The following is a 25698-nucleotide window of genomic DNA, read 5'->3' on the forward strand; positions in this document are numbered from 1 at the left end:
GAGCCGGATTGGAGAGATAGCGGATGCCATGCATGCCAGCGACATCGCCGTAAGTTTGCCGACCGTCACCGCCGACGACCCCGTCACCAAGGCGGTCCGCCTCATGGCCCTGGGCCGCATGCCCGGCCTGATCGTGGTGGACGGACAGGGGCGGCCCGCCAGCGTCCTGCCGGGGACGCAGGTGCTACGGCTGGCGGTGCCAGGCGCGTACCAGGAGGACCCGGCGCTGTGCCGGACGATCGACGAGGCCCACGCCGACGTGTTCTGGGGGGAACTGGGCGAGCGGACGGTCGGTGACTGCCTGCCCCGGCACCCGGTCACCCCGGCGACCGTCCGCATGGAGGCGACGCTGCTGGAGGTGGCCGCGCTGATGGCGCGGCTGCGCAGCCCGATCGTCGCCGTCGTCGGCCGCGACGGCGTGCTCGCCGGAGCCATCACCCTCGAACGGCTGCTCACCAGTCTGGCCCTGGCCCCCGACGACTGACAGAACCAGGCCCGCCGGGCGTGTGCCGCGCGGCCACGCCCCGACCTTTCGGGCGCGGGCCGCCGGCACCGCCGCGGCGGCTTCACTATCGCGAAAGGTCATCGCCGTGTTCGCCCTTCACTTTGCGCTGCCGTCATGCCCCGGACGTCTGCTGTGTCGTCACGTGCCCGTTGAACGCGGGCTCTCCGCCGACGGGCAGGCCGGCCCGCCGGGGCGGAACGGATGAGCGCGATACTCGCACTGGCCATCTTCATCGTGGCGTTCTTCTTCATCGCCACGGAGAAGGCCAACAAGGTCAAAGTCGTACTCATCGCCGCGGGTCTGATGGCCGTACTCGGCCTGATCCCCGGCGCCGAGGTGTTCTTCTCCGAGCACGAGGGCATCGACTGGAACGTCATCTTCCTGCTGCTCGGGATGATGATCATCGTCGGCATCATCAAGCAGACGGGCGTCTTCGATTACCTGGCCATCTGGGCGGCCAAACGCTCGAAAGGGCGGCCGTACCGGCTGATGGTGATGCTCATGGGCATCACCGCCGTCGCCTCGCCGTTCCTCGACAACGTCACCACCATCATGCTGGTGGCGCCGGTCACGATCGTGGTGTGCAACCGGCTGCGGATCGCGGCGCAGCCGTACCTGATCGCCGAGGTGCTGGCGTCCAACATCGGCGGCGCGGCCACGCTCATCGGCGACCCGCCCAACATCATCATCGGCAGCCGTGCGGGGCTGACGTTCAACGACTTCCTCGTGCACATGGCGCCGATCGTGGTGGTCATCTTCGCGGTGTTCGTGCTGTTCACGCGGGTGCTGTTCCGTAAGGCGTTCCAGTACAACGCCGAGCACGTCGCCGAGGTGATGGCGCTGCAGGAGCGGCGGGCGATCACCGACATGCGGCTGCTGGTGCGCTGCCTGATCGTGCTGGCCGCGGTGGTGACGGGGTTCGGGCTGCACGCGGTGGTGCACGTCGATCCGTCGATCGTGGCGCTCGTCGGCGCCGGCGTGATGCTGCTGGTCTCCCGCGCGAACGTCGACGAGGTGCTGCGCGAGGTCGAGTGGCCGACGCTGGTGTTCTTCGCCGGGCTCTTCGTCATGGTGGCGGGGCTCGTGCACACCGGCGTGATCGCGGCCATCGGCACCTGGGCGCTGGACGCCCTGGGCGACAACTACCTGGTCGCCGCGACGGCGCTGCTGTTCGGCTCCAGTGCGCTGGGCGCGTTCTTCGACAACATCCCGTACGTCGCCACGACCGCCCCCATCGTCGAAGGCGTCGTCGACGCCGCGGCCGACCCGCAGGCCGGTCAGGCGCTGTGGTGGGCCTTCGCGCTCGGCGCCGACTTCGGCGGCAACGGCACCGCGGTCGCGGCCAGCCCCAACGTGGTCGCTCTCGGCATCGCCGCGCGCAACGGCCACAAGATCACCTTCTGGCAGTTCACCCGGTACGGCATCGTCGTCACCGTGCTGAGCACCGTGCTGGCCTGGCTGTACGTCTGGCTGCGCTACTTCACCTGACCCGGCGCCCCTGGTGTCCTCAGGGATGAATCAGGGGCGATCACCGATGATCCGGCCGGGCGGCAGCGGGCATTGTGGCCCTTATGAACCCCGCAAGCCGCCTGGCCCAGATCTCCTTCACCGCCGGCCCCGCCGCCCTGCTCGCCGGCTGGTTCCTCCTGCGTCCCGTTCACGGCGACATGCAGCCGGGGCTGTGGTGGACGGCGGCACACCTCGCCTGGTTCGGCGGCTTCCTGATGTTCGGGCTGATGACGCTGGCCATGCGGGGTCTCGCCCAGCCGGTCTCCGGCGGCCGCCGGGTCGTGGTCGAGGCGGCGACCGGGGTCGCGCTGTTCGGCGTGGCGGCCAACCTGACGCAGCTCGTCATCGACCTGCACGCCGGGTTCGTCGCGTCCGACGGGGCCGGGCTGCGGGCGCTGCTGACGCAGGCGCGCGGCTATCCGGGGATCGAGCTGGTCGTCTACACGCCGGGGGCGCAGCTGTTCTTCGGCGCGGTGCTCGCGCTGGCGGCCGTGCTCGCGGTGCTGCGCCGCGTCACCCCGGTCAGCGCCGCCGTCACCGCCGGCGGGGTGGTCCTGCTGGGCGCCGCCACCCTCCAGGAGGGCAAGGCGACGGCGCTGGCCGCCGTCGGCATGGCGGTCATGTGGCTCGGGACGCTGCTCCTGGGCCGGGGGCCGTCCGGCGACGGTCTCCCCGCCGCCACCCCGACCCGGGTCTGACGCGCGGGTCTGCGGGCGGCGGGCGGACCGGTTCGTACGCGCGGGTCAGCGGGCGGGGAGCGGGCAGACCGGTTCGTACGCGCGCTCCGGCAGGTGGCGGTGCCACTCGGCGGCCGTCAGGGTGCGGCCGGCCCGGATGCAGACGGTCTCGGTCAGGGCCTCGACCGTGGTCGGCAGGCGGGTCAGGCGGCCGCCTCTGCCGACGGCCAGCACCTCGGCCGAGCCGGCGGTGAAGGCGACCGAGCGGGCGCTGCCGGTGAGCCCGACCGGCGGGCCGATCCGCCGCCCCTGGCGGACGTCCCACAGACTGAGCGTGTTGTCCTGGGAGGCGTAGGCGAACAGCCGCCCGTCCGGCGAGAGCGCCGCGTCCCATGGCGCGCCCTCCACCCGCATCCAGCCGCCCATCTGCGCGCCCGTCGCGGTGTCCCAGACGCCGACCTTGCCGGCGAAGTTCACCGCCACCAGGTCGAGGCCGGTGCCGAACCACACGCCGTCGGCCCGCGCGGGCAGCGGCAGCCGGGCGCCGAACGGCGTGTCCGTCTCCAGGTCCACCAGCCGCCGACGGACCGTGTCGAGGCCGACGAGCCGGCCGTCGGCGGTGGCCGTCCAGCCGAGCAGCCGCTCCGGCCTGGGCACCTGCTTCAGCCGCCGCCCGCCCGGGAGCCCCCACAGCGTGAACGTCCGCTCGCCGGCCGTCCACAGGCCCTTCGAGGTGGGCAGGACCGTCTTCGACTCGCTCTCGGCGGCGAATCTCGGGGTGAGCGCGGCCAGCTCCCGCCAGGAGGCGACGTCGCGGACCGTGACATGGTCGCCGCGCCGGACGGCCAGCAGCCGGTTGTCGGGGCTGAACGCCAGTTCGCTGTCGTAGTCGTCGAAGGCGCCGGTCTCGCGGCGGCGGCCGTTGAGGGTGATCGCGGTGCTGCCGAGCGCGTGCATGGCGACCGTACGGCCGTCGCCGCTCAGCCGTACGGTGTCCATCGGCTCGTCGGACGGCGGGGCGGGCACGAGCGTCACCACGGTGTCGTCGCTGAGGTAGCGCAGGCCGTCGGGGCCGAACGCGGCGGCCGTCACCGGGTCGCGCGGGCGGCGCTCCAGCAGCAGCGGCTCGTCGGCGCCCGGCCGCCACACCGTGATCTTCGCGCCGATGCCGGCGACCAGCTCGCCGTCCTGGCTGAACACGGGGACCGCGTGGTCCTCCCAGCCGTGCAGGACGGCCAGCTCCTCGCGGGTGCGGGTGTCGTACACGGTAAGGCCGTCGTCGTCGCTGATCGCCAGCCGGGCGCCGTCGGGGCTGAAGGCGGCGGCACTGTCACAGTCCGCGCAGACACCGGGGAAGCCGGGCCGGCGCTTCCCGGACGGCAGCAGGTACAGATCGGGGCCGGAGACCGCGTACCGACCGCGAGGATGCACGGCCGGCCGCCGCAACCCGGGCAGCGGCGTGGTCTTCCCGGTACGCCAGTCATGGACCTGCGTCGTCTGCCCGACCGTGACGAGCAGCCGGCCCTCACCGAACGCCAGCGACACGTCCGCGTCGGCGGGCGCGGGTATCCGCTGCCCCAGGGGCTGCCCGGAGCCCACCTCCCAAAGCCCGACCCCGGTGTCATCGACCACGGCCAGCACCTTCCCGTCCCGGCTGACCGCCACCTCCCGCAACCGTCCCTCGCCGGTTCCGGCTCCGGAGTCAGGTGAGGTGGGGCGGGTGGCCGCCGTGGAGGTTCTGGCGGTCCTCCCGGCTCCGGCTCCGGCGGTGTTCCTGGCCTTGACGGTGCTTCCTGCGGCCGCCGGGTTGCCGGCTCCGGCCGCGCCTCCCCGATCGGTGCCACCTGTGGTGGCGGGCGCGGTGACAGGGCCGGCGACAGGGCCCGTGACAGAGCCGGTGACCGGGCCGGTGAAGCCGGCTGTGCGGTGGCCGGTGGCGATGTCCCAGATCGTCGCGCCGCCCGGCGTGACGCTGACCAGGGAGCGGCCGTCGCCGGTCAGGGTGCGGACGGCGTCGGGGCCCGTGGCGGGGTCGCGGAAGGAGCCGGCGGCCGGGTCGGCTGCGGCGGCGAGGAGGCTTGATCTGGCTGCGGCAGTCGGTGAGAGCTTGCCGGATGCGGCGGCCAGCAGCATGCCGAGCACCGGGTCACGGCCCCGTGCGGCGTGGGAGGCGGCGGCGAGCCGGGCCGAGTCGGCGGCGTCCCGCTGGCCGGCCAGGGTGGCGCTCTGGCGCCAGGCCAGGCCGCCTGCTCCCAAGGCGAGGGCCAGCAGCGCCGCCAGGCCCACCGTGAGGAGTCTCGTGTGGCGCGAGCGCCGGCGGGTGAGGGTGGCGGAGGAGGCCAGGAAGTCGCGCTCCGCCGGGGTGAGCGTGAGATGCGTGCGGTCGGCGGCGACCCAGCGCAGCGCGTCGTCCAGGGTGCTGCCGTGGAACAGGTCGGCGTCCTTGCGGCCGTGCTCCTGCCAGCGGCCGGTCGCCACGGTGATGCGGCGGTGCACGGCCAGGCCGTCGCGGTCGGCCTCGATCCACTCGCGCAGCCGGGGCCAGGCGAGTGGGAGCGCGGGGCGCAGCAGGCGTACGGGGTCGCCGCCGGACACCAGATACGTGAACGCCCTCAGCACCCGCTCCATCCCGGCGGGCAGCTCTGACCTGCGGGGCTCGCGCAGCGCCAGCTCGCCCTCGTCGGTCACCGTCACCAGCCGCAGGAACAGCTCGGGCACGAGGAGCCGGTCCTCGGGCGGCAGCGCCGCGTAGGCGTCCTCGGCGATCGCCCCGAGCGCGGGATCGGCCTTGGCCGCGAAGGCCGCTCCCACCCGGCCCCCGCCCCCGGCCCCGAGCGCGAGCAGCTGCGCCGTGTCGATCGCCTCCGTGCCGGCCCCCCGCACGCGGCCTGTCGCAGCCGCCGTGCCGGCGCCGTCACGGGCACGACGCCCGGCGCCGGCGGTGCCGCTGGTGCGGCGGCCGATCCTGGTGGTGTCGCGGGTGTCGCGCCCGCCCGCGGCCACGGCTTGCGTGCGGTGGCCGGCGGTGTCGGGCGTGCCGGTGGTGGTCCTCACCAGGAGGTGGGGGGTGGGGTCGGTGCCGGTCAGGAGGGAGAGGAGGAGGTCGCGGGCGGTTGGGCGCAGGGCCGCGTCCTTGGCCAGGGCCGACTCCACCGGGCGGCGCAAGGAGGCCGGGAGGACCGACAGGTCGGGGTCGTGGGTGAGGACGCGGTGCATGATCGTGCCGAGCGAGTCGCCGGTGAACGGGTCCTCGCCGGTGGCGGCGTACAGGACGACGGCGCCCCAGGCGAACACGTCGGCGGCGGGGCCGGCCCGCTCGCCCGAGATGATCTCGGGCGCGAGGTAGCCGGGCGTGCCGGTCACGTCGCCGGTGGAGCTGAGCGTCATCTCCCGCGTACGGGCCACACCGAAGTCGATGACCCGCGGCCCGTCGGGCCCGAGCAGCACGTTGCCCGGCTTGAGGTCGCGGTGCACGACACCGGCGTCGTGCACCGCGGTGAGCGCCGTGGCGATCGCGGTGGCCAGGCGGTGCAGGTCGTCGCCGCCGAACGTACGCCCGGCATCCCGCAGGCTGGGCCCCTCGACGTACGCGCTGACGATGTACGGCCTGGGCCCGTCGAGGTCGGCGTCCAGCACCCGGGCGGTGCAGAACGGCGCGACCCGCTGCGCTGCGGCGGCCTCCTTGGCCAGCCGCTCGCGCAGCCGCGGCGCCCCGGCCGGGTCGCCGCGCAGCACCTTGACGGCGACCCGCGTGCCGTCCTGGTCATAGCCCTCGTAGACGACTCCCTGGCCGCCCTCGCCGAGCCGGCCGGCCAGCCAGTAGCCGCCGAGCCGCTGCGGGTCCCCGTCGATCAGTGGACTGCTCATGCCTGGTTGGACGGCGGTGGTGACGCAGAGGTTGGGTAAAGGTCACACCCTGTGTCCGTTGACCCGGACGTTACGCAGCTCGAACCCGGTCACGTCGGTCACCACGTCGGCCTCGGTCACGGTCCCGGGCGGCAGGCGGGTGATCTCGATGCCGCCGGCGCCGGGCAGCACCGGTCACGGCGTTCATCGCCAGCTCGGCCCGCTCTTCGAGCACGACCGTGTCGGGTATCTCAGCCATCGTTCCCTTTATGAATATTCACTGCCGCATGAAACCTGCCCTCCAGCCTCCGCCGCCTCTCCTGTGGCGTCAAGGTGAGCATATATATTCGTATCTAGTTGGATATATAAACCGTGAGGCAGGATGTCCGCATGAGCGATGATTCGGTGGTACGACCCCGCCCGGAAGCCGCCGTGACCCTGCGACCCGCGCCCGGCATGCGGATCGAAGGCGGCTTCTGGGCAGCACGGCAGCGGGTCAACCGCGAGGTCACCATTCCCCTGGGCGGCGTGCGCATCCGCGAATCCGGCGCCTTCGCCGACCTCGAACAGGTCGCACGTGGCGGCGGGCGGCATCACGGCAAGGTCTTCGCCGACTCCGACGTCTACAAGTGGCTCGAAGCCCTCGCCTGGGAGCGCGGCAGGGCCGAGTCGGCCGAACTGGCGGGCGCGTACGAGGAGGCGTCCGCGCTCGTCGCCGCCGCCCAGGCCCCCGACGGCTACCTGCACACCCACACCCAGCTCACCGGCCGCCCGCGCTACAGCGACATGGCCTCCAGCCACGAGCTCTACTGCGCGGGCCACCTCATGCAGGCCGCCGTCGCCGGCCGCCGCGCCATCGGCGACGAACGCCTGCTCGGCGTCGCCGCCCGGTTCGCCGACCACCTCGTCAAGGACCTGCCGCCCGACGCGCTCGACGGGCATCCGCAGATCGAGACCGCGCTGGCCGAGCTCTACCGCGAGACCGGCGTGCGCGCGTACCTCGATCTGGCCGCCCGCATGATCGACGGCAGGGGGCACGAGACGCTGCCGCTCAAGGGGCACCATGGGCCCGGCATCCGCCAGGACCGTGTCCCGCTGCGCGCCGCCACCACCGTCGAGGGGCACGCCGTGCGGGCGATGTACCTCGCCGCGGGCGCCGCCGACGTCGCCGCCGAGACCGGCGACCGCGCGCTGCTCGCCGCGCTCGCGACGCAGTGGCGCGACATGGTGGCGACCAAGACGTACCTGACCGGCGGGCTCGGCTCCGTCTGGTACGGCGAGCAGTTCGGCGGCCCCCACGAGCTGACCCCGGAGACCGCGTACTGCGAGACGTGCGCCGCCGTCGGCAGCGTCCAGTGGGCGTACCGGATGCTCCTCGCGACCGGCGAGTCCGCCTACGCCGACCTCATGGAACGCACCCTCTACAACGCCGTGCTCCCCGGCGTCTCGCTCTCCGGCGACCGCTTCTTCTACGTCAACGCGCTGCGCGTGCGCGCGGGCGCGAACCCCGACGACCGCCGCGCCGCCGCCCGCGGCCGCCAGGACTGGTACGGCACCGCCTGCTGCCCGCCCAACGTCATGCGCCTGCTGTCCTCCCTCGACCACTACCTCGCCACCCGCGACGACGGCGGCGTCCAGCTCCACCTGTACGCCCCTGGCACGCTCAGGGCCGGCGACGTGGTGCTGCGCGTCGAGACCGGCTACCCGTGGGACGGCCGGGTGGAGATCACCGTGGCCGAGGCCCCGGCCACCCCGTGGACGCTCGCCGCCCGCATCCCGTCGTGGGCCGACGGCGCCAGCGTGGACGGCCTGTCGGGCACCGGGCTCCCCGTGCGGCCCGGCTCGTACTACCGCGCCCGCCGCGTCTGGCGGCCGGGCGACCGCATCGTGCTCGACTTCGCCATCCGCCCCCGGCTGACCGCCGCCGTGCCCCGGCTCGACGTGGCCCGCGGCCAGGTCGCCGTGGAACGCGGGCCGCTCGTCTACTGCCTGGAGCAGGCCGACCACCCGGGCGCCGGCGTGGACGACCTGTGCCTGGAGGGCGGGCTGTCCGACGGGCTGTCCGATGGGGGCCCGATCGCCGGCCTGCCCGCCGAGGTGGTGCCGGTCCACGCGCGCGGCCGGGCCCACGTGCACAGGAAGGAGGACGGCGGCTACCCCTACCGCACCGCCGCCGCGCCTCTTGAGCCGGAGCACGTGGGCCCGGTCGACCTGACCTTCGTCCCGTACTACGCCTGGGCCAACCGCACCCCGGGCGCCATGACGATCTGGACGCCGATGCACTGACCACCGGGCGAGACCCTCTAGGGGGTCTCGCCCACGATCACTCCGGTCACCGACAGCCCTTCGACGTCGCTCACCACGTCCGCCCGCAGCACCCGCGCGAACGAGCTGTCCCTGATCGCGATGTCGCGCAGCGGCTGCTCGGGATAGCCGCGCAGCAGGTAGGCGCTGCGCGTCCTGTCGCTGCGCAGCCCCGACACCCGCACGTTGCGGATCGCCGCGCGGAACGCCTCCGTCCAGGTCTCACCGCTGCGGTACGCGGTCACGTCGAACCACCGGCCGGGGAACTCCGGCGGGCGCACCCGCTCGCGCAGCTCGTCGGCGTACCGCCAGGCGTCCGCCTCGCTCAGGAACTCGCTCAGGAACTCGGATCACTCGCCGCCGTAGCAGGACGTGATGCCGGGGTTGTAGATCCCGTTGTTGCGGTGGTCCACCAGCAGCGTCATGCCCTCTTCGAAGCTGAAGCGCGGGTTGCGGGCGTCCTGGTGGGTGAGCAGGTTGTGGTGGTACGTGATCGTGTCGCCGCCCTACAGGCAGCCCATGCCGTGCCGGCCCTTGTCGTGCACCGAGTTCGTCAGGCCCTCGGAGATGACGAACCACTGCACGGTCACGTTGGTGTTGCCGTAGACGGAGCAGCACTCGTCCACGCCCCAGCTGAACGAGCAGTGGTCGATGATGAGGTCGCGCACGCCCCGCGCGCCGAACGTGTCGATCGGGGTGCCCAGCTCGTCGCCGCCGCGGAAGCGCAGGTGGCGCAGGATGATGTTGCCGCCCTTGAGCTCGATGGTGCCGGCCACCCGGAACACGATCGTGCCGTCCGACCTGGCGACCGCCTCGCGCAGCGAGCCAGGCCCGTCGTCGTCCAGGGTGGTCACCTCGTACACCGCGCCGCCCCGGCCGCCGGTCACGTACCTGCCCGCGCCCTCCGCCCCCAGGAAAGGCAGGCACCTTCTTGGCGTCCGCCGTCGTGGGCGAGAGGTTTTATTCAGTCATGAATAGCTCCTCGGCGACACCGACGTCCGTGATGAGAGTGTTGACCCAGCCGCCCTTCAGCGCGGCCCTGATCGCGGCCGTCTTGCGGCGGCCGCCCGCGATCGCGATGCGGCGCGGCACCCGGCGCAGGTCGGCGGCCGGGATGCCGAGGATGCGCTCCTCCAGCGGCGAGTCGACCAGCCCACCTTCCGCGTCGAAGAAGCGCAGGCACACGTCGCCCACCGCGCCGAGCCCGCGCAGCGCCTCCAGCTCGTCCTCGGAGATCGCGTTGCCGCTCTCCTGCAGCAGCGGCGACGGGTTGAGGCTGCCGATGCCCACCAGCACCGTGGTCAGCCGAGACCACGCCTCGACCACCTGGCGCACCACGTCGTCGTCCGACAGCGCCTGCCGCGCCGCCGGCGAGCCCACCAGCCCCGGAGCGGGCAGGAAGACCGGCTCGGCGCCCGTCAGGTCGGCGAGGTGGGCGGCCAGCCGGGTCGCCTGCACCTGCGCGGAGCCCTTGCCGACGCCGCCGATGAGCTGCACGACCTCCTCCGCCACCCGCACGGGACGGCGCTGCATCGCCTCGACCGTGGCCAGCAGGCTCGCACTCCAGGAGGAGATGCCGAGGTGCTCGCCGCCGATCAGCGTGGCGTCGAGGTGGGTCGCCCCCGCCGAGCCCAGCGCGGCCACCACGTCGTGGTTCTCGCCCGCCGCGTCGACGACGATGATCTGCTCCACGCCGTATTTGCGCTCGAGGTCCTCCTCCAGCAGCGCGTGCACGCCGGACGGCACCACGACCACCGTGCGCACGATGCCGATCTCCGCCGCCTCCTTGAGCAGCCGCGACACCCGGGGCTGCGAGATGCGCAGCTGGGCGGCGATCTGCGGCTGGCGTACGCCGTGCTCGTGGTAGAGGCGGGCGACGCGGACGAGCAGCCGCATGCGCTCGGACTCCGCGCCGAGCCGCCGGCCGCCGAACCTCACCTCGCCCGCGCGGCCCTTGTCGAACCCACTGTCAGCTCCCACGATCGCTGGCCTCCGCTTCGGCTCCGCCGCTCCTGCTGGTCCGGTGGCGAGCCCGGGCCACTGCCGAGTGCCATTGTGCTAGCACGCGACGCCGTCCGCACGCCGTCCGCACGGGCGCGTGCCGCCGGCCGTGCAGCCGGTGCTCATCGGGCCTCCGCGAAGGCGCGGATCTTGGCGAAGAAGTCCTCGTGGATGAACGGCGTCGATGCTGTCGTAGGTAGACCGCCTGGCATCCAAGGTCAAGGGCTGTGAGGGCTTGTCCGTTCCCGCGCGCCCGTGGCACGATGGCGGCCAATCGTTCCGAGTGACACGTGTAGACTCGGTGAACGTCCTGGTCAGAAGGAGTAGCCCCGATGAAAGGACGCCTGATTGCCGCCTGCCTGCTGGCGGTGCTCACAGCAGGCTGCGGGCTGCGCGCGGGAGCCGACTCGGCCAACACCCTCCACTTCGTCGGCCCCGAGGACCCCAAGACCTTCCAGCCCGTCATCGACGGTTTCCAGGCCAAGCACCCCGGGGTCAAGGTCGACTACAGCCAGATCCCGTTCGACACCCTCAACAGCACCCTGCAGCAGCGGCTCGCGGCCGGCGACGACGGCATCGACGTCTACACCGTGGACCAGCCGCGCGTCTCCGCGCTGGCCGCGCGCGGCTTCCTCGCCGACCTCAGCGACTGGAAGGACCGCGTCAAGCAGGCCGCGCTGCCCGCGCAGTACGAGGTCAACGAGCACCGAGGCAAGCTCTGGTCCGTCCCCATCTGGACCTCCGACCAGTTCCTCTTCTACAACAAGACCCTGCTGAAGAAGGCCGGCGTCGAGCCGCCCTCCAGCGACCCGGCGAAACGCTGGACCTGGGAGCAGACGGCCGAGGCCGGCAGAAAGGCGCAGGAGCGCGGCGGCGCCCAGTGGGCGCTCATCCCCGAGCAGATCGAGCAGTACTACCAGCTCCAGAGCCTGCCCGAGTCGCTCGGCGGCGGCTCCGGCGTCACCGGCCCCGACATGCTCACCCCCGCCCTGACCACCGACGGCTGGATCAAGGCCATGACGTGGTACCGCGACCTGTTCGCCCAGGGGCTCGCGCCGCGCGGCGTCGGCTCGTTCCAGACCTCGCCGCTGTTCGCCGAAGGCAAGGTCGCCTTCCTCGCCGGCGGCCCGTGGAACGTCGGCACGCTCGCCGAGAACAAGGACGTCGACTGGGGCGTCGCCCCCTACCCCTACTTCGCCGGCGGCAAGCAGGTCACCCCCACCGGCTCCTGGTCCTGGGGCATCAACCCGGCCTCCAAGAAGCAGCGGCTCGCCCGCGCGTTCCTCGAGTACGCCGCACTCGACCCAGAAGGCAACCTGCTCACCACCAAGGCCACCACCGTCATCCCGGCCAACCGGGCCGCCTTCGAGCGCTACCTGCCCACCCTCGAGGCGCTCGGCGGCGACAACAGCGCGGGTGTCAGCACGATCATGACGTACGACGCCGACCACACCGCGGTCGCCCGCCCCAGGTCCGTCGGGTACATCCAGTTCGAGGACATCATGACCAAGACGTTCGCCGACATCCGCAACGGCGCCGACCCCAGAGCCCGGCTCACCCAGGCCACCCAGCAGGTCACCACGGCCTGGGACCGCCTGCGATGACCGGCCCCACCACGGGCCCCGCCGTCACGAGCCCCGCCGTCACCGGCACCCCGCGCAGGAGGGTCGGCCGTCCGGTGCTGGTGTCGCTGGCGTTCCTCGCGCCCGCCCTCGTCGCGCTCCTCGTGCTGCGCCTGCTGCCGGCCGGCATGGCCGTCGTCAGCAGCCTCTACCACACCAGCCTGCTCACCGGCCGCACCTCGTTCGTCGGCCTGGAGAACTACGCCGCGCTCTTCGCCGACCCGACGTTCTGGCAGAGCGTCCGCGTCACGCTGCTGTTCAGTGTCGTCGTCAACCCGCTGCAGATCGCCGCCGCGCTCGCCCTCGCCGTGCTGTTCACCCGGCGCTTCGGCGGCGTGCGCTTCCTGCGCGCCCTCGTCATCCTGCCGATCGCGGTGCCGCCCGCCGTCTCGGCCGCCGTGTGGAGCGTCGCGTACCGGCCGGACGGCCTGCTCAACTCCGTGCTCAGGGTGCTCGGCGTGCCGGAGCAGCCGTTCCTCACCTCACCGGGCCAGGCTTTGTGGTCGCTGATCGTGCTGCTGTCGTGGATCGGCGTCGGTTACTGGATGATGTTCCTCATCGCCGGCCTGCAGGACATCCCCGCCACCCTGTACGAGGCCGCCGCCATCGACGGCGCGTCGGCCTGGCACCGCTTCTGGCACGTCACGCTGCCGCTGCTGCGCAGGCCGCTGGCGTTCGTGCTGGTGGCCGACACGGTCTCCAACTTCCTCGTCTTCGCACCCGTACAGATGCTGACCAACGGCGGCCCGGAAGGCTCCACCAACCTCACCATGTACGACATCTTCACCCGCGCCTACACCGTGGGCGATCTCGGCCTCGCGCAGGCCGAGGTGATGCTGCTGGTGCTGCTCGTGCTGGCCGTGGTGGTCGTGCAGTTCCGCCTCCTGCGCGGAAAGGACTGACCCCCTCGTGCCCCGACTGTCCCGACGCCTCTACGCCCTGCTCGCCGCCGTCATCGGCGTGGCGTTCGCGCTGCCCCTGCTGTGGGCGCTGTCCAGCTCGCTGCGCGGCGGCTCCGAGATCTTCCAGCACATCTCCCGGCTGTCGTGGGAGACGCTGATCCCGTCCAGCCCCACCGTCGCCAACTACACAGCCCTCGCCTCCGGCGACTTCGGCGTGGCGATCGTCAACTCCCTCATCGTCGCGCTCGTCACCGTGGCGGGCGGCCTGCTGATCTCGGCCGCCGCCGCGTTCGGCCTGTCCGCGCTGCGCTTCAAGGGGCAGGGCGCGCTGTTCGCGATCGTCGTGCTGAGCTTCCTCATCCCGTTCGACGCCATCGCGATCCCGCTCGCCACGCTCTTCCGCGACCTCGACCTCACCAACACCTACGCCGGGCTCATCCTGCCGGGGCTCGGCCACGGCCTGGCCATCTTCCTGCTGCGGCAGTTCTTCCTCGCCATCCCCGGCGACCTCGTCGAGGCCGCCCGCATCGACGGGCTGGGGTGGTTCGGGGTGTTCGCCCGCATCTACCTGCCGCTCTCGCGGCCCGCCCTGGTGAGCGCCGGGCTGACGCTGTTCATCTTCCAGTGGCAGTCGTACGTCTGGCCGCTGCTCATCGGCACCGACGCCGCCCACCAGCTCGGCCCGATCGCGCTGGCCAACCTGCGCGGCCAGTTCACCATCGACTACGGCCAGCTCTTCGCCGGCTCCATCGTCCTGACCGTCATCCCGCTGCTGATCATCCTGCGGTTCCAGCGGCACTTCACGCAGTCCATCGCCACCACCGGGCTCAAGTAGCCCTCGAGAAAGGTCACCATGGCACCCTCGTCCAGGAGCGTCATCTTCGACACCGACATCGGCAGCGACGTGGACGACGCGCTCGCCCTCGCCGTGCTGCTCGGCTCGCCCGAGGTGGACCTGATCGGCTGCACCACCGTCTACGGCGACACGCTCCTGCGGGCCCGCCTCGCCAAGCGGCTGGCCGGCCTGGCCGGTCGCGCCCTGCCCGTGGTGGCCGGCGCCGCCGAGACACTGAGCGGGCGGCCCGTGTGGTGGGCGGGGCACGAAGGGCGGCTGTTCCCCGACCTCGGCACCGAGCAGGTGGACGAGGGGGACGCGGTGGCGTACCTCGTGGACCGGGTCACCGCCGCGCCCGGCCAGGTGGACGTCGTGGCGGTCGGCCCGCTCACCGACATCGCCCACGCCGTCACCGCGTCGCCCGCCTTCGCCCGCGACGTCCGCCACCTGTGGATCATGGGCGGCCGGTTCGACGGCCCCGAGCCCGAGCACAACTTCACGTGCGACGCCGAGGCCGCGGCCGTCGTCTTCGGCTCCGGCGCGCCCATCACCGTCACCGGCCTCGAGATCACCACGACCGTCCGCATGGACGCCGCCGACGTGGCCGCCATCGCCGGCGCCGGGCCGCTGGGGGAGGCGCTCAAGGCGGAGATCGAGCAGTGGTGGCGGTTCTGGAACGAGGAGTGGAACTGCCCGCACGACCCGATCACCGTCCTGACGATGCTGGTGCCCGACCTGTTCGGCTTCAGCCCGGAAGGCCACGTCACCATCGGCCCGGACGGCTCCAGCACCTTCACCCCGGGCAGCGGCCGCACCCGCGTCACCACCTCGGCCCCACCGGACCGCGTCGCCCAGGAAATCGTCCGGCGCATCGTGGCGGCGGCCACGTAGGCAGGACCCGGGTCGGTCAGCGGATGAGGTGCGGCTCGGGGCAGCCGCAGGAGCCGCGAGTCACCAGGCTCGCCGAGAAGATCTTGGTGACCGGCTCGGCGGCCTCCTCGATCGCGCCGACCAGGGTCTCGGTGGCGTGCCGTGCCATCTCGTCTATCGGCTGGCTGATCGTGGTCAGCCCCGGCACCGTGTACGCCGCCTCCCGCGCCCCGTCGAACCCGGCCACCGCGACGTCGTCCGGCACCCGCAGCCCGAGATCGGCCGCGGCCCGCATGGCCCCGATGGCCTGGTCGTCGGTGGACGCGAACAACGCCGTCGGCCGCTCGGGCCGGGACAGCAGCCGCAGCGCCGTGTCGTACCCGCCCTCCAGGCTCAGCTCCCCCTCGGCGACGAGCGCACCGAGATCGGCGTCCGGCTGGGCGCCGGCCTCGTGGAGGGCGCGGCGCCACCCGTCGGCCCGCAGCCCGACGGGAGTGACGTCGAGCGGCCCGGCGACGTACCCGATGCGGCGGTGGCCGTGCGCGATGAGATGCCGGGTGGCCTGGTAGCCGCCCTCCTCGTCGTCCACCGCGAGCCGGGAGAAATGCGCCGGCGCCTCATGGTCGATCGTCACCACGGGCACGCCCCGCAACTCGGCCGCCCGTTCGACCGAGACGGGCACCCGCATGAGCACGAGCCCATCGACCCGCCGCTCCATGAACCGCCGCACGTACCCCTCGGCCCGCTCCGGATCCTCGGCCGAGTTGCCCAGCAGCACGGAGTAACCCCGCTGCCAGGCCACCTCCTCGCAGGCCCGGGTGAACTGCCCGAAGAACGGACTCTTGCCCCCGGTGCTGTCGGACGCGATCAGCCCGATGGTCCACGTCCGCCGCGACCGCAACGACCTGGCCACCGCGTTGGGCCGGTATCCGAGCTGCTCGACCGCTGCCAGCACCCGCTTCCGCGCGGCCTCGGAGACGGGCTTGGGCCCGTTGTTGATCACGTACGAGACCACGGCCGGCGAAGTGCCCGCCAGGCGCGCCACATCATTGCGCGTCACCATGCGCGTCCCACCTCGGCTCTCACGCCCCCAGCTTACGATCCGAGCCCCTCACCTGGCCCGCGCCGAGAGGGGGACGAGCCTCAGGAGTAGAGGCGTTCGGGGGAGACCAGGAGGAGCTCACCGTCCTCCGCCGTGCGCAGATCGGGGGCGAACCCGGCGGCGCTGTAGCAGGCCAGCCGCGTCGATCGGGTGTCGTAGCCGCGCTCGGCCAGCAGGTCGCGGACCCGCCGGAGCCGTTCGACGTGGCCTTCGCACATGGTGTCGCCCCATTTCGCCTCGCCCAGTGAGAGGACCTTGCGTGGGCCGCCGTCCGGCTCGCCCAGCACCACGACGTCCACCTCGTGACTCGTACGGCGCCCGGGATCGTTGACGACACCGTGACCGACCTCCGCCGGTACGCCGTCGAAGGTGCCGGCGTCCGCGAAGTCCGCGGCCCAGGTGCGGCAGATCTCCTCGAAGTGCGGCCCTACGACCTGGCTCAGGAAACGGTCGCGGCTGCGCTGCCACACCTGGCGGGCCCTGCGGCGTTCGAGCTCCCGCCAGGCCGGGCGCATCACGGCGTGGTAGAAGGTGATCAACGGCTCGGTGATCCGGTAGAGCGGCCGTGCCGCCCTGACCATGTCGGGCGACTTCGCCAGCAGGCCGGCGTCCTCGAGGACGGCGAGCGGGTGGCTGATCTCGGTGGATTTGCGGCCGATGTAACCGGCGATGCCGCCGCGCGAGGAGTTGCCCTCGGCGACCGCGGCCAGGACCGAGTGATAGAGCGCCACGTCGTGCAGGTCGGGCTCTTCTGCCAGCAGGTAGCGGGCCTCGCGGAACAGCGGACGTGCGGGGCTGAGCACGGCCCGCCGCACCCAGTCGTCGAAGTCGTCCAGGGAGCGCGGCGCGTCGTCGCGGACGTATTCGCGGCGGTAGGCGGGGGTGCCGCCGACCACGGCATGAGTCAGCAGGGCCAGCCGCGGGTCGTCTATCTGCCAGAACTCGGCGGCCAGCCGGTAGTCCAGTGTCGGCACGACCAGCTCCAGGCCGGCCCTGCCGCGCAGCGGGGCGTTGCCGGCCAGCAGCCCGCCCATGAACGTGAGCGCCGAGCCGCACAGGATCAGCCGGATCGGCGACCCGCCCTTACGCCGGCGTACGTCCAGGGCGGCCTGGAGCACAGACGGCAGCTCGGGCGAGACCCTGACCAGGTAGGGGAACTCGTCGATGACCACCGGGAGGGGAGCGGGGGTCCGCAGGTCGAGGATCGCCTGGATCACCTCGCGCCAGGACGTGAAACGCAGGGGAGCGGGGCTGCCGAGCCGGGCGGCCAGCTGCTCGCCGATGAGGTGGAAGTGCTCGGCGGGCAGCGCCTCGGTGCCCTCGATGTAGATGCCGCCCGCCGCTTCGCACAGAGAGCCCAGCAGGAGGGTTTTTCCCTGACGCCGCCTGCCTGAGACCACGCCGAGGGTAGGGTGCGGGGACGCGTCGGCGATGAAGTCGGCCAGCTCAGCCCACTCCACCTCGCGATCGAAGATCTCGGCTGGCTTGGTGAAGGTCACGCTGACTAATGTAGAAGTCCACTTATTATAAGTCCACTTCTATATCCGTTCCTCGCCGTACGGCACCAGCCGGACCGGGCCCAGCAGGCCGTATGCCTGGGGGGTCAGGGAGCCGTAGACCGTGGGGTCGGCTTGGCGGAGGCGGTTGCCCAGAGGGGTGGCGACCTCCACCTCGATGGTGTTCCCCCCGCGTTCGAGGTGCGGGCCCACGTCGATGACCGGGTGGAGGAGGTCCACCGGGTCGAGAAGGTGGCCGTTGACGCGGACCCGGCAGGTGTCGGTGACCTCGCCCAGGTCCAGGTACGCGGGAACGTCCAGGTGCACCGTGGTCGTGTACGTGCCGACGCCTGAGACGTCCGCCAGGCCCGGGAGGTCGTGCCAAGGCGCCAGCCGGTCGAGGTCGAGCGTGTGGGTGTGGTCGCCGTCCGGGCGGCGGTCGCGGACCTTGAGGTGCCAGGCTCGCAGTTCGGTGGGCTGGGGGATCTCGTCGATGCGGGTGGTGATCGTGCGGCCTGTCGAGAGGGTCGTCGTGTGCCGGCCGGCTTTGGTCGTTCGGATCACCAGGTGGCCGTTGTCGTAGACCACCTGGTCGGCGGAGGTGTCCGTGGCGTGCGGGCGGGTGCCGGTGCGGTCGCCGAAGAGTCCCGGGCGGCCGATGGCGATCACGCGGGCCTGGCCGGGGTGCAGGGCGACGCGCAGGTGGATGCCGCCGGCGTCCTCGGTGTAGCGGGCGATGCGCTCGGCCCGGCCGGTCCACGGGTTCAACAGGTACGGGACGCCGTTCCCGTCCGTACGCGCCAGCGTGACCTCGTGGTCGATGGCGGTGACCGGGGGCTTGGCGTTCTCCTGATGCTTGCCGTTGCACAGGTAGTAGTAGTCCACCCGGCCGGCCACCCGGCGCATGGTGAGCAGCGTGGACGGGGTCGCGTACCGGACGTCGGGGCGCACCCCGAGGGTTTCGAGCGCGCCTGGCACCTCGTCGGCCGTGGTGACGCGGCGGACGGTGGGCTGGGCCAGGAGGTCGGCGACGAGGGCGCGCAGGCGTTCGTCGTCGCCTTCACGGGGGACGCCGGGCACCGACGCCGACTCCCAGGCGCCGAGCAGCACGATGGGCAGCCCGTCCCTGGCGTACGCGAGCAGCCGTTCGGCCACCCGCAGCGTCATCGTGCATTCGTTGCCCCCGAAGCGGTCGCCCTCCACGAACAGCGCCTTGTACGCGGGCCGCCCCAGCCGCCCGTCCCTGACGCGGGCGTCGGGCAGGTCGAGCAGCGGGCCGCTGACGAACTGGTGGGTCCAGCCGGCCGGTACGCCGTTCGCGGTGAACCACGTGGCGCCGATGCCGGTCTTGGTGTAGCCGGTCTGCCGGAACACCGCCACGTCCACCCGAGGCGTCCCTTGCCGCATGATCAGGTGGATTCGCGCGAAATATCGGGAAATGTCGGTGATGTGGTCCCAGGTGGGCTGGCGCGGGCCCCACGACTCCGCGTACCCCACCGAACCCCCGTACGGCGTGAACGCCGCGAACCCCGGCCACCGCGCGCCCGGCGCGCTCGCGTACGAGAAGCCGTGCAGCACCGTCTGGTTGAGCCCCGCCGCGTACCCGCCGCCCATCGTCAGCAGCAGCTTGCGCCACGTCGTCGTGTAGGCCCCGCCCTGGTACGCCCCCGCCTCGCAGGACAGCACCGCGCCCCCCGCCATGTCCCGGCCGCCGGCCAGGCAGCGGTAGTCGTCGAGGTTCTTGAAGCCGAGCGACTCGCCCTCGGGCACGTCGAGGATGGCCGCCGCCTCGATGGCGTCGGTCTGCAGCCCGTACGGCTGCGCCCGCAACCGCAGCCCCAGCGAGTGCGCCCAGTCGCGCAGCGCGGTGAAGTGGTGCTCGTTGAACAGCTCGGACACCGTGTCCCAGTAGTCCTTGCGGGCATGCCTGGTCAGCACCGGGTCGAACGCGAACACCGGGTCCTCGTCGGCCAGCACGACCACCGGCAGCACGTCCGTCAGCGGGTAGCCGCGCCGCCGCTCGAACTCCGCGGGCAGCTCCGGCGTCCACGGCAGGGCGTCGCTCTCGATCTCGATCGAGTCCTCGAACAGCGCCCCGCCCGATCGTTTCAGCAGCTTCCTGATGCTGGGGGTGAGCAGCCGCCGCTCCCAGAAGTCGATCACCGCCTGGGTGCCGGCGCGGCTGAAGTGGTCCACCACGTACGCCTCGGGCGCGGTGTGCGGGCCCGACTCGGGGCGCTGACCCGAGCCGCGCTGCCAGTAGGAGATGAGCAGCCAGTCGCCGTCGCCCGGGGCCGTCCAGGTGATCGTGTCGCCGTCCACCGGGACGGTCCGTACCGAAGCGGGGTCGAGGCCGGTCTCGTCGCGGGTCGAGTGGGCGGGGTCGATTTCGGCCGCTTGGACCAGCAGCAACGTACGCTCACTCCGCCCTTCGACGGCGGGCGGCGGTACCGGACCCCGGTACGTGCTCCCGTCCGCCACCTGCACCGAGCCGTGGGGCCAGCTCCTTGCAGGCGGCCTCGCTCTCGGGGGTGATGGTGGGGACGGCGGCCGGCCAGGAGGGGCCGATGGTCAGGTCGATCGTGACGCCCCGCCGGGCCGCCTGGTCCAGCGCCGCCTCGACGGCCGCGTTCCAGGCGGGCGTCCCCCAGCCGTGCTTCGCGGGATCGAGTACTGACTTATCCGAAATGCTGTGATGAACTGCCGCGATCTCCGCCCCACCGAACCCGGCATCGGCCAGCTGATCGACCTCCCGCCGAATCTCACTGGGCGTGACATGGGCATCCGGCCACCACCACCGCACCATCGGCCGCACCCCGGCCTCCGGCCGCTGAAACCACCCGGCTCCGGGCGCGGGGGCAGCGGTAGCAGGGGAAGGAAGGGGCTGCCCGGCCAGCGCAACGGAAGCCGTGGCCACCCCACCCAGCACAAGAAACCCCCGCCGCGTCACAGAAGCGGCAGGGGAGGGCGTGGAGGTGGGAGCAGCGCCGGCCACGGGGCGAGCGTCCGAGGCGGGTCCGGAGGTCGGGGGAGAGCCCGGCGAAGGGTGAGCGGCCGTAGCGGTTCCGGAGGTCGGAGGAGAGCTCGGCGAAGGGTGAGCGGCCGTAGCGGTTCCGGAGGTCGGAGGAGAGCTCGGCGAAGGGTGAGCGGCCGTAGCGGGTCCTGAGGCCGGATCGGGCGCTGGGGGAGTGGCGGAGGGGTGAGCAGGAGTGTGGCCGTGGGGGGTGGAATCGGACACGGGTCCTCCAGGAGACAAGGTCCTGCGGGGGTGGATGGGGCGCCGGGCCACTGGGCCCGACGCCCCGGCAAGGAGACCGACCGGAACACGACCGCCCGAGGCCGCCCGGCAGGACGCGACCAGGCCTGGCGGCTGGCCGGGCTTGCCGGTGGCACACGTTGCCGACCTGCGCCGCCTGGCGGGTCGATGAGCCCCGGGTTGGCCGACCGCCCTGACTCGTGCCAGACGGTCAGTCGGCCTGCGGCCGGTGTCCGGACGGTGCCGGGCACCGGCCTCAGCCGCTCGCCAGGTGGTCAGGAGGGGAGGGGGTAGGGGAAGGTGGTCGTGACGCCGATCTTGTCGTACTCCATCTTCGAGGGGTCGAAGTCGTCCTGCCAGTTGGCGTTCGTGACCTCGTTGCACTGGTACGACTGGTACTTGTCGTCGCTCACCTCGCCCACCTCGATGTTCGAGATGGAGAAGCCGCAGCCGCCGGCGTCCATGTGGACGCCGCGCGTCCCCGAGTCGGGCATCTGGCCGGCGGGGTCGTTGATGACGTCCCCGATGACCATCTGCGTGACGTGGTTGTCGATGGCGTGCGGTTCGGTGTTGTGCACGCCGTAGGTGTAGAAGGCGCCCATGTCGCCGCTGTCCAGGCCGGTCTCCTCCAGGCGGATGTAGGAGAAGCGGTTGCCCCTGGCGTAGTTGTCGGCGTTGGCGATCTCGGGGCGGACCTCCAGGCTGATGCCGTAGCGGGCGCTGTGCTTGACGACCACGTTGCTGACCTCGTTGTGGCCGGTGCTCATCAGCTCGATGCCGGAGGCGTCGCCGGGGACGAGTTCGCCGACGTGGTCGATGTAGGTGTTGCTGATGGTGTGGTGGCCGGAGATGTCACCTTCGCCGGGGTAGCCGCCTTCGACCTTGATGCCGTCGCCGCCGAGGTTGGCGAGCAGGCTGTCGGCGATCTTGACCCGTTCGTTCGCGAAGAGCAGGAAGATGCCGGTGAAGCCGGTGTCGGAGACGTGCAGCCTGGTCAGGCCGATGTCGCGGGTGTTCTCCAGGGTGATCATGCCGAACCGGTTGCGCGGCATCTCGATCTGCCGGTCGTAGATCGGGTACTTGTGCTCGTAGCCGGAGTCGCCGGAGGAGTTCCAGCCGTAGCGGTACCAGTTGACGAAGTCGGAGTACTGCAGGGCGAGCCCGTCGAAGGTGAGCCGCTCGACCCGCTTGCCGGGCGACGAGCCGGCCAGCGAGATGATCGTCTTCACGGTGGGCGCCATGACCTTGTCGATGGAGGTCTTCGGCCAGTAGTAGACCTCGCTGTTGGCGAAGTCGAAGTAGTACTCACCGGGCTGGTCGAGGAAGCGCAGCGTGTTCTGCACGAAGTAGCGGGAGCCGCTGCGGCTGTTGACCAGGGCGAAGCGGCTGTCGTGGTTGAGGGTGAAGAAGTTCTTGCGGAAGTCGGCGCCGCCGAGCGGCACGTGGTCGGTGAACCAGCTCCACGACCCGCCCGACCAGACCACCATCTGGGCGTTCTGGTCGAAGTCGGCGTCCCACTCCTGCGGGATGTCCTTGGGGTCGAAGAACAGCCAGTTGTGCACGGCCTGGTATTCGGCCTCGGGCGTCACCGAGAACAGGTAGGGCGACCAGAGGTCGTCGGCGGTCCTGTTGGGGTGGCGGGCGGTGGTGGCGCGGGCGCCGTCCTCGAAGAGCGTGTAGAAGGTCCGGTCGACCTTCGTCTTGTAGATGTCGTCCTTGTACTTCTCCCACCCGGTGACCGGCCGGGCGCCGACCAGGCGGGCCTTGCCGGGGCCGTCGGCGCTGCGGTAGGTGATGGTGTGGCCGTCGCGTCCCGAGTCGGCGTCGGTGAACTCGATGGTCTTGTCGACGACGTAGTCACCGGCCTTGACGTTGACCACGATGTCGCAGTTCTTCTGGTACTTCGGGTTCCTGAGCGCGTCGCGGGCCTGCTCGATGGTCTTCCACGGGTTTCCGGCGCTGCCGTCGCCGCGCTCGCTGCCGTCGGTGGCCACGTAGTAGTCGCACGTCCTGGCGGAGACGGCGGACGTGGTGGCCGGGGCGGTCAGGCCGCCCAGGAGTAACGCGACGGCGCCGATGGACCTGAGGATCACTGGCTCTCCTTAACCTCCCGCCACCGTTCGTACTCGGCGCGGGTCTCGGGGGTGAGGGGGTAGTAGTCGGACAGCGCGCCGCCCTCCTCGATGCGGGCCCTGCTGTAGCGCTCCCACTGCTCGTGGTCGGCGGCGGCCTGCAGCACCTGGCCGGCCCGGCGCAGCGGCACCACCACGGCGCCGTCGTCGTCGGCCACGCACAGGTCGCCGGGCAGCGCGAGCGCCCCGCCCACGGCCACCGGCACGTCGTACGCCCAGGGGAACAGCTCGGCCTGCGAGGCGTAGTGCGGGGTGGCGCCGGTGCACCAGATGGGCAGGCCGACGCCGCTGACGCGGGGCAGGTCCCTGATCCTGCCGTCCACGACGATGCCCGCGCCGCCCCGGCGCTTGAAGTAGCGGACCAGCATGTCGCCGAAGCAGCCGGTGTAGGCGCTCCCGTACGCCTGCACCACGAGCACGTCTCCCGGCCTGATGTCCTCGAGCACGTGCCACAGGGCCGTGTGCCGCTCGACGTACTCCTGCCCGAGCCCGGAGGCGATGTCCTCGCGCTGCGGCATGAACTGCAGCGTGCGGACCCGTCCGGCGATCTTCTGGCCTTGGGCGATGGGGCGCGGGCCTTCGATGAAGGTCCGCCGGATGCCCTGGGCGTGCAGCTTGGCGCAGGCGGTGGCCGAGCTGATCCGGGACAGCCCCGCGATGAGCGCGGGATCGGGGTCCGCGGGCAGCGACCCGCGAACGGGGAGATCCCAGATGGCCTCGTCCATGTGACTCCTCAGTAGTGCTGGTGTGACGGCGTGCGGACGCGCGCGGTCGTGTGCAGGTCGAGCCGGATGCGGCGGCCGGGCGGCAGCTCCACGAGCAGCCGCGGGCCGTGCACCGGCACGTCCTGCTCGCTCTCGTGGATGGGGGGCGCGGTGTAGGCGCGGGGGTCGCCCGGGTAGCCGTCACCGGCGAAGCCGGTGGTGGTGACGTGGTCGATGTCGTGCTCGCCGAACTGTCCTGCCTGCACCACGACGCGGCGGGTGCTGCGGAGGCCGAGGTTGACCAGCTCCAGCTCGGCGCCGTCCGCGCGGACCGCGCTGACCAGGGCGGCCACGTCGGGCGGCAGGCCGGGGCGGTGGCGGTCGGCGTCGAAGTAGGCCAGGCGGGCCGGCAGCAGGCCGCCGTTGTAGAGCACCTGCGGGGTGCCGGTGACGAGCTGCAGCAGCGCCTCGGTGAGCACGGGGTTGAGCCGCTGCCAGTGGTGCACGTGGATGGTGGCGAGGTCGGCGTCGTCGGCCTCGATGAGCGCCATGCGGCGCTGCACCTGGCCGAGCGCGGTGGTGAGCATCAGTTCGGGGTAGGCCGGGTTGGCGCCGCGCAGGTACTCCAGCCAGGGCGCCTCGTGCCCGGCCTCCTCCTTGTTGCGGAACGGCCGCACGGTCGTCCAGTCGTAGCCGGACGCGCGGCGCAGCCGCTCCAGCCGGTCGGCGTCCGCGCCGCCGGGCGAGCGGTGCCAGAGCCAGACGGGCAGGCCGAGCTGCGGCGGCTGGAAGTCGAACCAGCCGGAGTCGTCGTGCCGGTTGGGCACCAGCATGGTGGGCTTGCCGGCCTCGTCGCCCAGCTCGGCCAGCCAGCGGTCGCTGATGCTCATCTCGGTCTCGGTGACGGCGGCCTGGGTGGCGCGCTCGTACACCGCCTCCAAGGGGTCGCGGCCGATGGCGAGCGCGGCGTCGTCGCCGGTCAGCAGGTGGGCGTTGACGGCGGCGATCGCGGCGGCGGCGCCCACGCTGTAGAGGCCGTGCGGCCACTGCCAGCCGTAGTTGCCGCCGTACCAGCGGCCGTCATGCAGCTCGCCGACGATCCCGGACGGGCCCACGTTGTCGGGGATGATCCCGTCGTTGGCCTCGGCCCTGCGCTGCCAGGCGCCGATGTAGCGCAGCGCCCAGTCGCGGTAGCGGTCGTCGCCGTCGTACAGCCAGGCGTTGACGGCCAGGCTGGTCGCGGCGAGGTTGACGGCGACGTCACCGCGGCCGATGCGCTCGCTCATCGCGGCGCCCATGCGGGCGGCGTTGCACGGGTCGCCGAGGTCCTCCCAGCGGGTGATGCCGGGCAGGTCGCGCAGCGGCAGGCCGAACGGCCGCATGCTGACCAGGTCGGTGTGGTAGGAGGCCCACTCCCACTGCAGGCCGTAGCGGGGGCCGACGGCGCCGTTGTGCGGGGCGCGGATGATGTCGTGCTCGGCGTCGTAGTTGGCGGAGCCGGGCAGGTACAGCTCGGCGAAGCGGCGGGCCCGCTCGGCGAAGCGCTCGTCGCGCGGGTCGGCGGCGCAGATGCCGTAGAACAGCAGCATCGACTCGCCCTGGTGGAACCAGTCGTAGCCGCGCTCGTACTCCTCCACCAGGTAGCCCAGCTCGGTGAGCTGGGCGGTGACGCCCTCCCAGTGCTGCTTGACCGCGCCGAGCAGGTCGTCGGCGCCGCCGAGCTGGTAGAGGGTCGGCCAGTTGAAGAACGCCTCGTAGAAGTCGTCGGCCCCGTCGCGGTCGGCGGCCGGGCCGTGGTAGATCAGCCGCCCGTCGGGCCCGCAGTAGCGGCCGGCGAAGGCCCGCCAGGCCTCGTCGAGGGCGTCGAACAGCCGGCGTTCCAGCACCGCCCAGGCCGGGGGCGCGCCGAGCGGTACGGTCGCTCTGATCTCGCGCAT

20 protein-coding genes and 1 pseudogene are annotated in these 25698 nt (G+C 72.2%); 8 read left to right on the forward strand and 13 right to left on the reverse strand.

Going from position 1 to position 25698, the window contains the following annotated elements; genetic code table 11:
• Positions 1–28: 28 nt before the first annotated feature.
• The 3 genes from AB0K28_RS14385 (at position 29) to AB0K28_RS14395 (ending at position 2712) form a co-directional block, all read left to right on the forward strand.
• Positions 29–484 (forward strand): CBS domain-containing protein, encoded by a 456-nt coding sequence (locus tag AB0K28_RS14385; RefSeq protein WP_364369298.1) that lies wholly within the window; start codon positions 29–31, stop codon positions 482–484.
• Between the two features lie 222 nt (positions 485–706).
• Positions 707–1993 (forward strand): ArsB/NhaD family transporter, encoded by a 1287-nt coding sequence (locus tag AB0K28_RS14390; RefSeq protein ID WP_364369301.1) that lies wholly within the window; start codon positions 707–709, stop codon positions 1991–1993.
• Between the two features lie 83 nt (positions 1994–2076).
• Positions 2077–2712, forward strand: coding sequence for a hypothetical protein (locus AB0K28_RS14395; RefSeq protein ID WP_364369304.1), 636 nt, complete (start codon positions 2077–2079; stop codon positions 2710–2712).
• A gap of 45 nt (positions 2713–2757) precedes the next feature.
• Here the strand turns inward: AB0K28_RS14395 and AB0K28_RS14400 are convergent, their stop codons facing one another.
• Both AB0K28_RS14400 and AB0K28_RS14405 read right to left on the reverse strand, forming a co-directional pair.
• Positions 2758–6558 carry a serine/threonine-protein kinase gene (locus tag AB0K28_RS14400; protein WP_364369307.1) on the reverse strand — a complete coding sequence of 1267 codons (3801 nt, stop codon included), beginning with the start codon at positions 6556–6558 and terminating at the stop codon, positions 2758–2760.
• Between the two features lie 42 nt (positions 6559–6600).
• The gene (locus AB0K28_RS14405) at positions 6601–6729 is read right to left on the reverse strand and encodes a hypothetical protein (protein ID WP_364369310.1); all 129 of its coding nucleotides are present in this window, start codon (positions 6727–6729) and stop codon (positions 6601–6603) included.
• A 198-nt stretch (positions 6730–6927) separates the two neighbouring features.
• Between AB0K28_RS14405 and AB0K28_RS14410 the strand changes: the two genes are divergently transcribed.
• Positions 6928–8823: a beta-L-arabinofuranosidase domain-containing protein gene (locus tag AB0K28_RS14410; RefSeq protein ID WP_364369313.1), complete on the forward strand. Its 1896-nt coding sequence runs from the start codon at positions 6928–6930 to the stop codon at positions 8821–8823.
• A 17-nt stretch (positions 8824–8840) separates the two neighbouring features.
• On the opposite strand, the gene AB0K28_RS14415 is transcribed toward AB0K28_RS14410, so the two are convergent.
• The 3 genes from AB0K28_RS14415 to AB0K28_RS14425 form a co-directional block, all read right to left on the reverse strand.
• Positions 8841–9122 (reverse strand): hypothetical protein, encoded by a 282-nt coding sequence (locus AB0K28_RS14415; RefSeq protein ID WP_345399982.1) that lies wholly within the window; start codon positions 9120–9122, stop codon positions 8841–8843.
• Positions 9123–9347: 225 nt separating this feature from the next.
• The gene (locus tag AB0K28_RS14420; RefSeq protein ID WP_345399985.1) at positions 9348–9728 is read right to left on the reverse strand and encodes a hypothetical protein; all 381 of its coding nucleotides are present in this window, start codon (positions 9726–9728) and stop codon (positions 9348–9350) included.
• 73 nt (positions 9729–9801) lie between these two features.
• On the reverse strand, positions 9802–10821 hold the full coding sequence (locus AB0K28_RS14425) for a sugar-binding transcriptional regulator (protein ID WP_364369317.1): 1020 nt from the start codon (positions 10819–10821) through the stop codon (positions 9802–9804).
• Between the two features lie 353 nt (positions 10822–11174).
• Between AB0K28_RS14425 and AB0K28_RS14430 the strand changes: the two genes are divergently transcribed.
• The 4 genes from AB0K28_RS14430 to AB0K28_RS14445 are packed head-to-tail and all read left to right on the forward strand — an operon-like array spanning position 11175 to position 15092.
• A complete protein-coding gene (locus AB0K28_RS14430) occupies positions 11175–12446 on the forward strand; it encodes a sugar ABC transporter substrate-binding protein (protein WP_364369320.1) in 1272 nt (423 codons plus the stop codon).
• Positions 12443–13366, forward strand: a complete 924-nt coding sequence (locus AB0K28_RS14435; RefSeq protein ID WP_364369323.1) for a sugar ABC transporter permease — start codon at positions 12443–12445, stop codon at positions 13364–13366. Before AB0K28_RS14430 ends, AB0K28_RS14435 begins: the two co-directional genes overlap by 4 nt.
• Before the next feature lie 7 nt (positions 13367–13373).
• Positions 13374–14201, forward strand: coding sequence for a carbohydrate ABC transporter permease (locus AB0K28_RS14440; protein WP_364369326.1), 828 nt, complete (start codon positions 13374–13376; stop codon positions 14199–14201).
• Between the two features lie 18 nt (positions 14202–14219).
• Positions 14220–15092, forward strand: coding sequence for a nucleoside hydrolase (locus tag AB0K28_RS14445; RefSeq protein ID WP_364369329.1), 873 nt, complete (start codon positions 14220–14222; stop codon positions 15090–15092).
• Positions 15093–15108: 16 nt separating this feature from the next.
• Here the strand turns inward: AB0K28_RS14445 and AB0K28_RS14450 are convergent, their stop codons facing one another.
• The 8 genes and pseudogenes from AB0K28_RS14450 to AB0K28_RS14485 form a co-directional block, all read right to left on the reverse strand.
• Positions 15109–16134, reverse strand: a complete 1026-nt coding sequence (locus AB0K28_RS14450) for a LacI family DNA-binding transcriptional regulator (protein WP_364369332.1) — start codon at positions 16132–16134, stop codon at positions 15109–15111.
• 80 nt (positions 16135–16214) lie between these two features.
• Positions 16215–17672 (reverse strand): ATP-binding protein, encoded by a 1458-nt coding sequence (locus tag AB0K28_RS14455; RefSeq protein ID WP_364369335.1) that lies wholly within the window; start codon positions 17670–17672, stop codon positions 16215–16217.
• Between the two features lie 39 nt (positions 17673–17711).
• On the reverse strand, positions 17712–20081 hold the full coding sequence (locus AB0K28_RS14460) for a glycosyl hydrolase (RefSeq protein ID WP_364369338.1): 2370 nt from the start codon (positions 20079–20081) through the stop codon (positions 17712–17714).
• Between the two features lie 7 nt (positions 20082–20088).
• Positions 20089–20475 carry a hypothetical protein gene (locus AB0K28_RS14465; protein WP_364369675.1) on the reverse strand — a complete coding sequence of 129 codons (387 nt, stop codon included), beginning with the start codon at positions 20473–20475 and terminating at the stop codon, positions 20089–20091.
• 66 nt (positions 20476–20541) lie between these two features.
• Positions 20542–21309 (reverse strand): annotated as a pseudogene (locus tag AB0K28_RS14470) (twin-arginine translocation signal domain-containing protein); the annotation flags it as partial.
• Positions 21201–23018, reverse strand: a complete 1818-nt coding sequence (locus AB0K28_RS14475; RefSeq protein WP_364369341.1) for a right-handed parallel beta-helix repeat-containing protein — start codon at positions 23016–23018, stop codon at positions 21201–21203. The pseudogene AB0K28_RS14470 and the gene AB0K28_RS14475, both read right to left, overlap by 109 nt.
• Positions 23015–23782: a hypothetical protein gene (locus AB0K28_RS14480; protein ID WP_364369344.1), complete on the reverse strand. Its 768-nt coding sequence runs from the start codon at positions 23780–23782 to the stop codon at positions 23015–23017. Before AB0K28_RS14480 ends, AB0K28_RS14475 begins: the two co-directional genes overlap by 4 nt.
• A gap of 8 nt (positions 23783–23790) precedes the next feature.
• Positions 23791–25698 (reverse strand): hypothetical protein, encoded by a 1908-nt coding sequence (locus AB0K28_RS14485; RefSeq protein ID WP_364369347.1) that lies wholly within the window; start codon positions 25696–25698, stop codon positions 23791–23793.

Origin of the sequence: Nonomuraea sp. NPDC049504 (assembly GCF_040676845.1) — a bacterium.
In the GTDB taxonomy this organism is placed as follows: Bacteria; Actinomycetota; Actinomycetes; order Streptosporangiales; family Streptosporangiaceae; genus Nonomuraea; species Nonomuraea salmonea.

Excerpts from the sequence above, each read along its gene's own strand:
- AB0K28_RS14485 (WP_364369347.1), bottom strand. The coding sequence starts at position 25,698 with ATGCGCGAGATCAGAGCGACCGTACCGCTCGGCGCGCCCCCGGCCTGG.
- AB0K28_RS14445 (WP_364369329.1), top strand. The coding sequence starts at position 14,220 with ATGGCACCCTCGTCCAGGAGCGTCATCTTCGACACCGACATCGGCAGC.
- AB0K28_RS14390 (WP_364369301.1), top strand. The coding sequence starts at position 707 with ATGAGCGCGATACTCGCACTGGCCATCTTCATCGTGGCGTTCTTCTTC.
- AB0K28_RS14410 (WP_364369313.1), top strand. The coding sequence starts at position 6,928 with ATGAGCGATGATTCGGTGGTACGACCCCGCCCGGAAGCCGCCGTGACC.
- AB0K28_RS14450 (WP_364369332.1), bottom strand. The coding sequence starts at position 16,134 with ATGGTGACGCGCAATGATGTGGCGCGCCTGGCGGGCACTTCGCCGGCC.
- AB0K28_RS14400 (WP_364369307.1), bottom strand. The coding sequence starts at position 6,558 with ATGAGCAGTCCACTGATCGACGGGGACCCGCAGCGGCTCGGCGGCTAC.
- AB0K28_RS14430 (WP_364369320.1), top strand. The coding sequence starts at position 11,175 with ATGAAAGGACGCCTGATTGCCGCCTGCCTGCTGGCGGTGCTCACAGCA.
- AB0K28_RS14395 (WP_364369304.1), top strand. The coding sequence starts at position 2,077 with ATGAACCCCGCAAGCCGCCTGGCCCAGATCTCCTTCACCGCCGGCCCC.
- AB0K28_RS14465 (WP_364369675.1), bottom strand. The coding sequence starts at position 20,475 with ATGGTGCGGTGGTGGTGGCCGGATGCCCATGTCACGCCCAGTGAGATT.
- AB0K28_RS14480 (WP_364369344.1), bottom strand. The coding sequence starts at position 23,782 with ATGGACGAGGCCATCTGGGATCTCCCCGTTCGCGGGTCGCTGCCCGCG.
- AB0K28_RS14385 (WP_364369298.1), top strand. The coding sequence starts at position 29 with ATGCATGCCAGCGACATCGCCGTAAGTTTGCCGACCGTCACCGCCGAC.
- AB0K28_RS14435 (WP_364369323.1), top strand. The coding sequence starts at position 12,443 with ATGACCGGCCCCACCACGGGCCCCGCCGTCACGAGCCCCGCCGTCACC.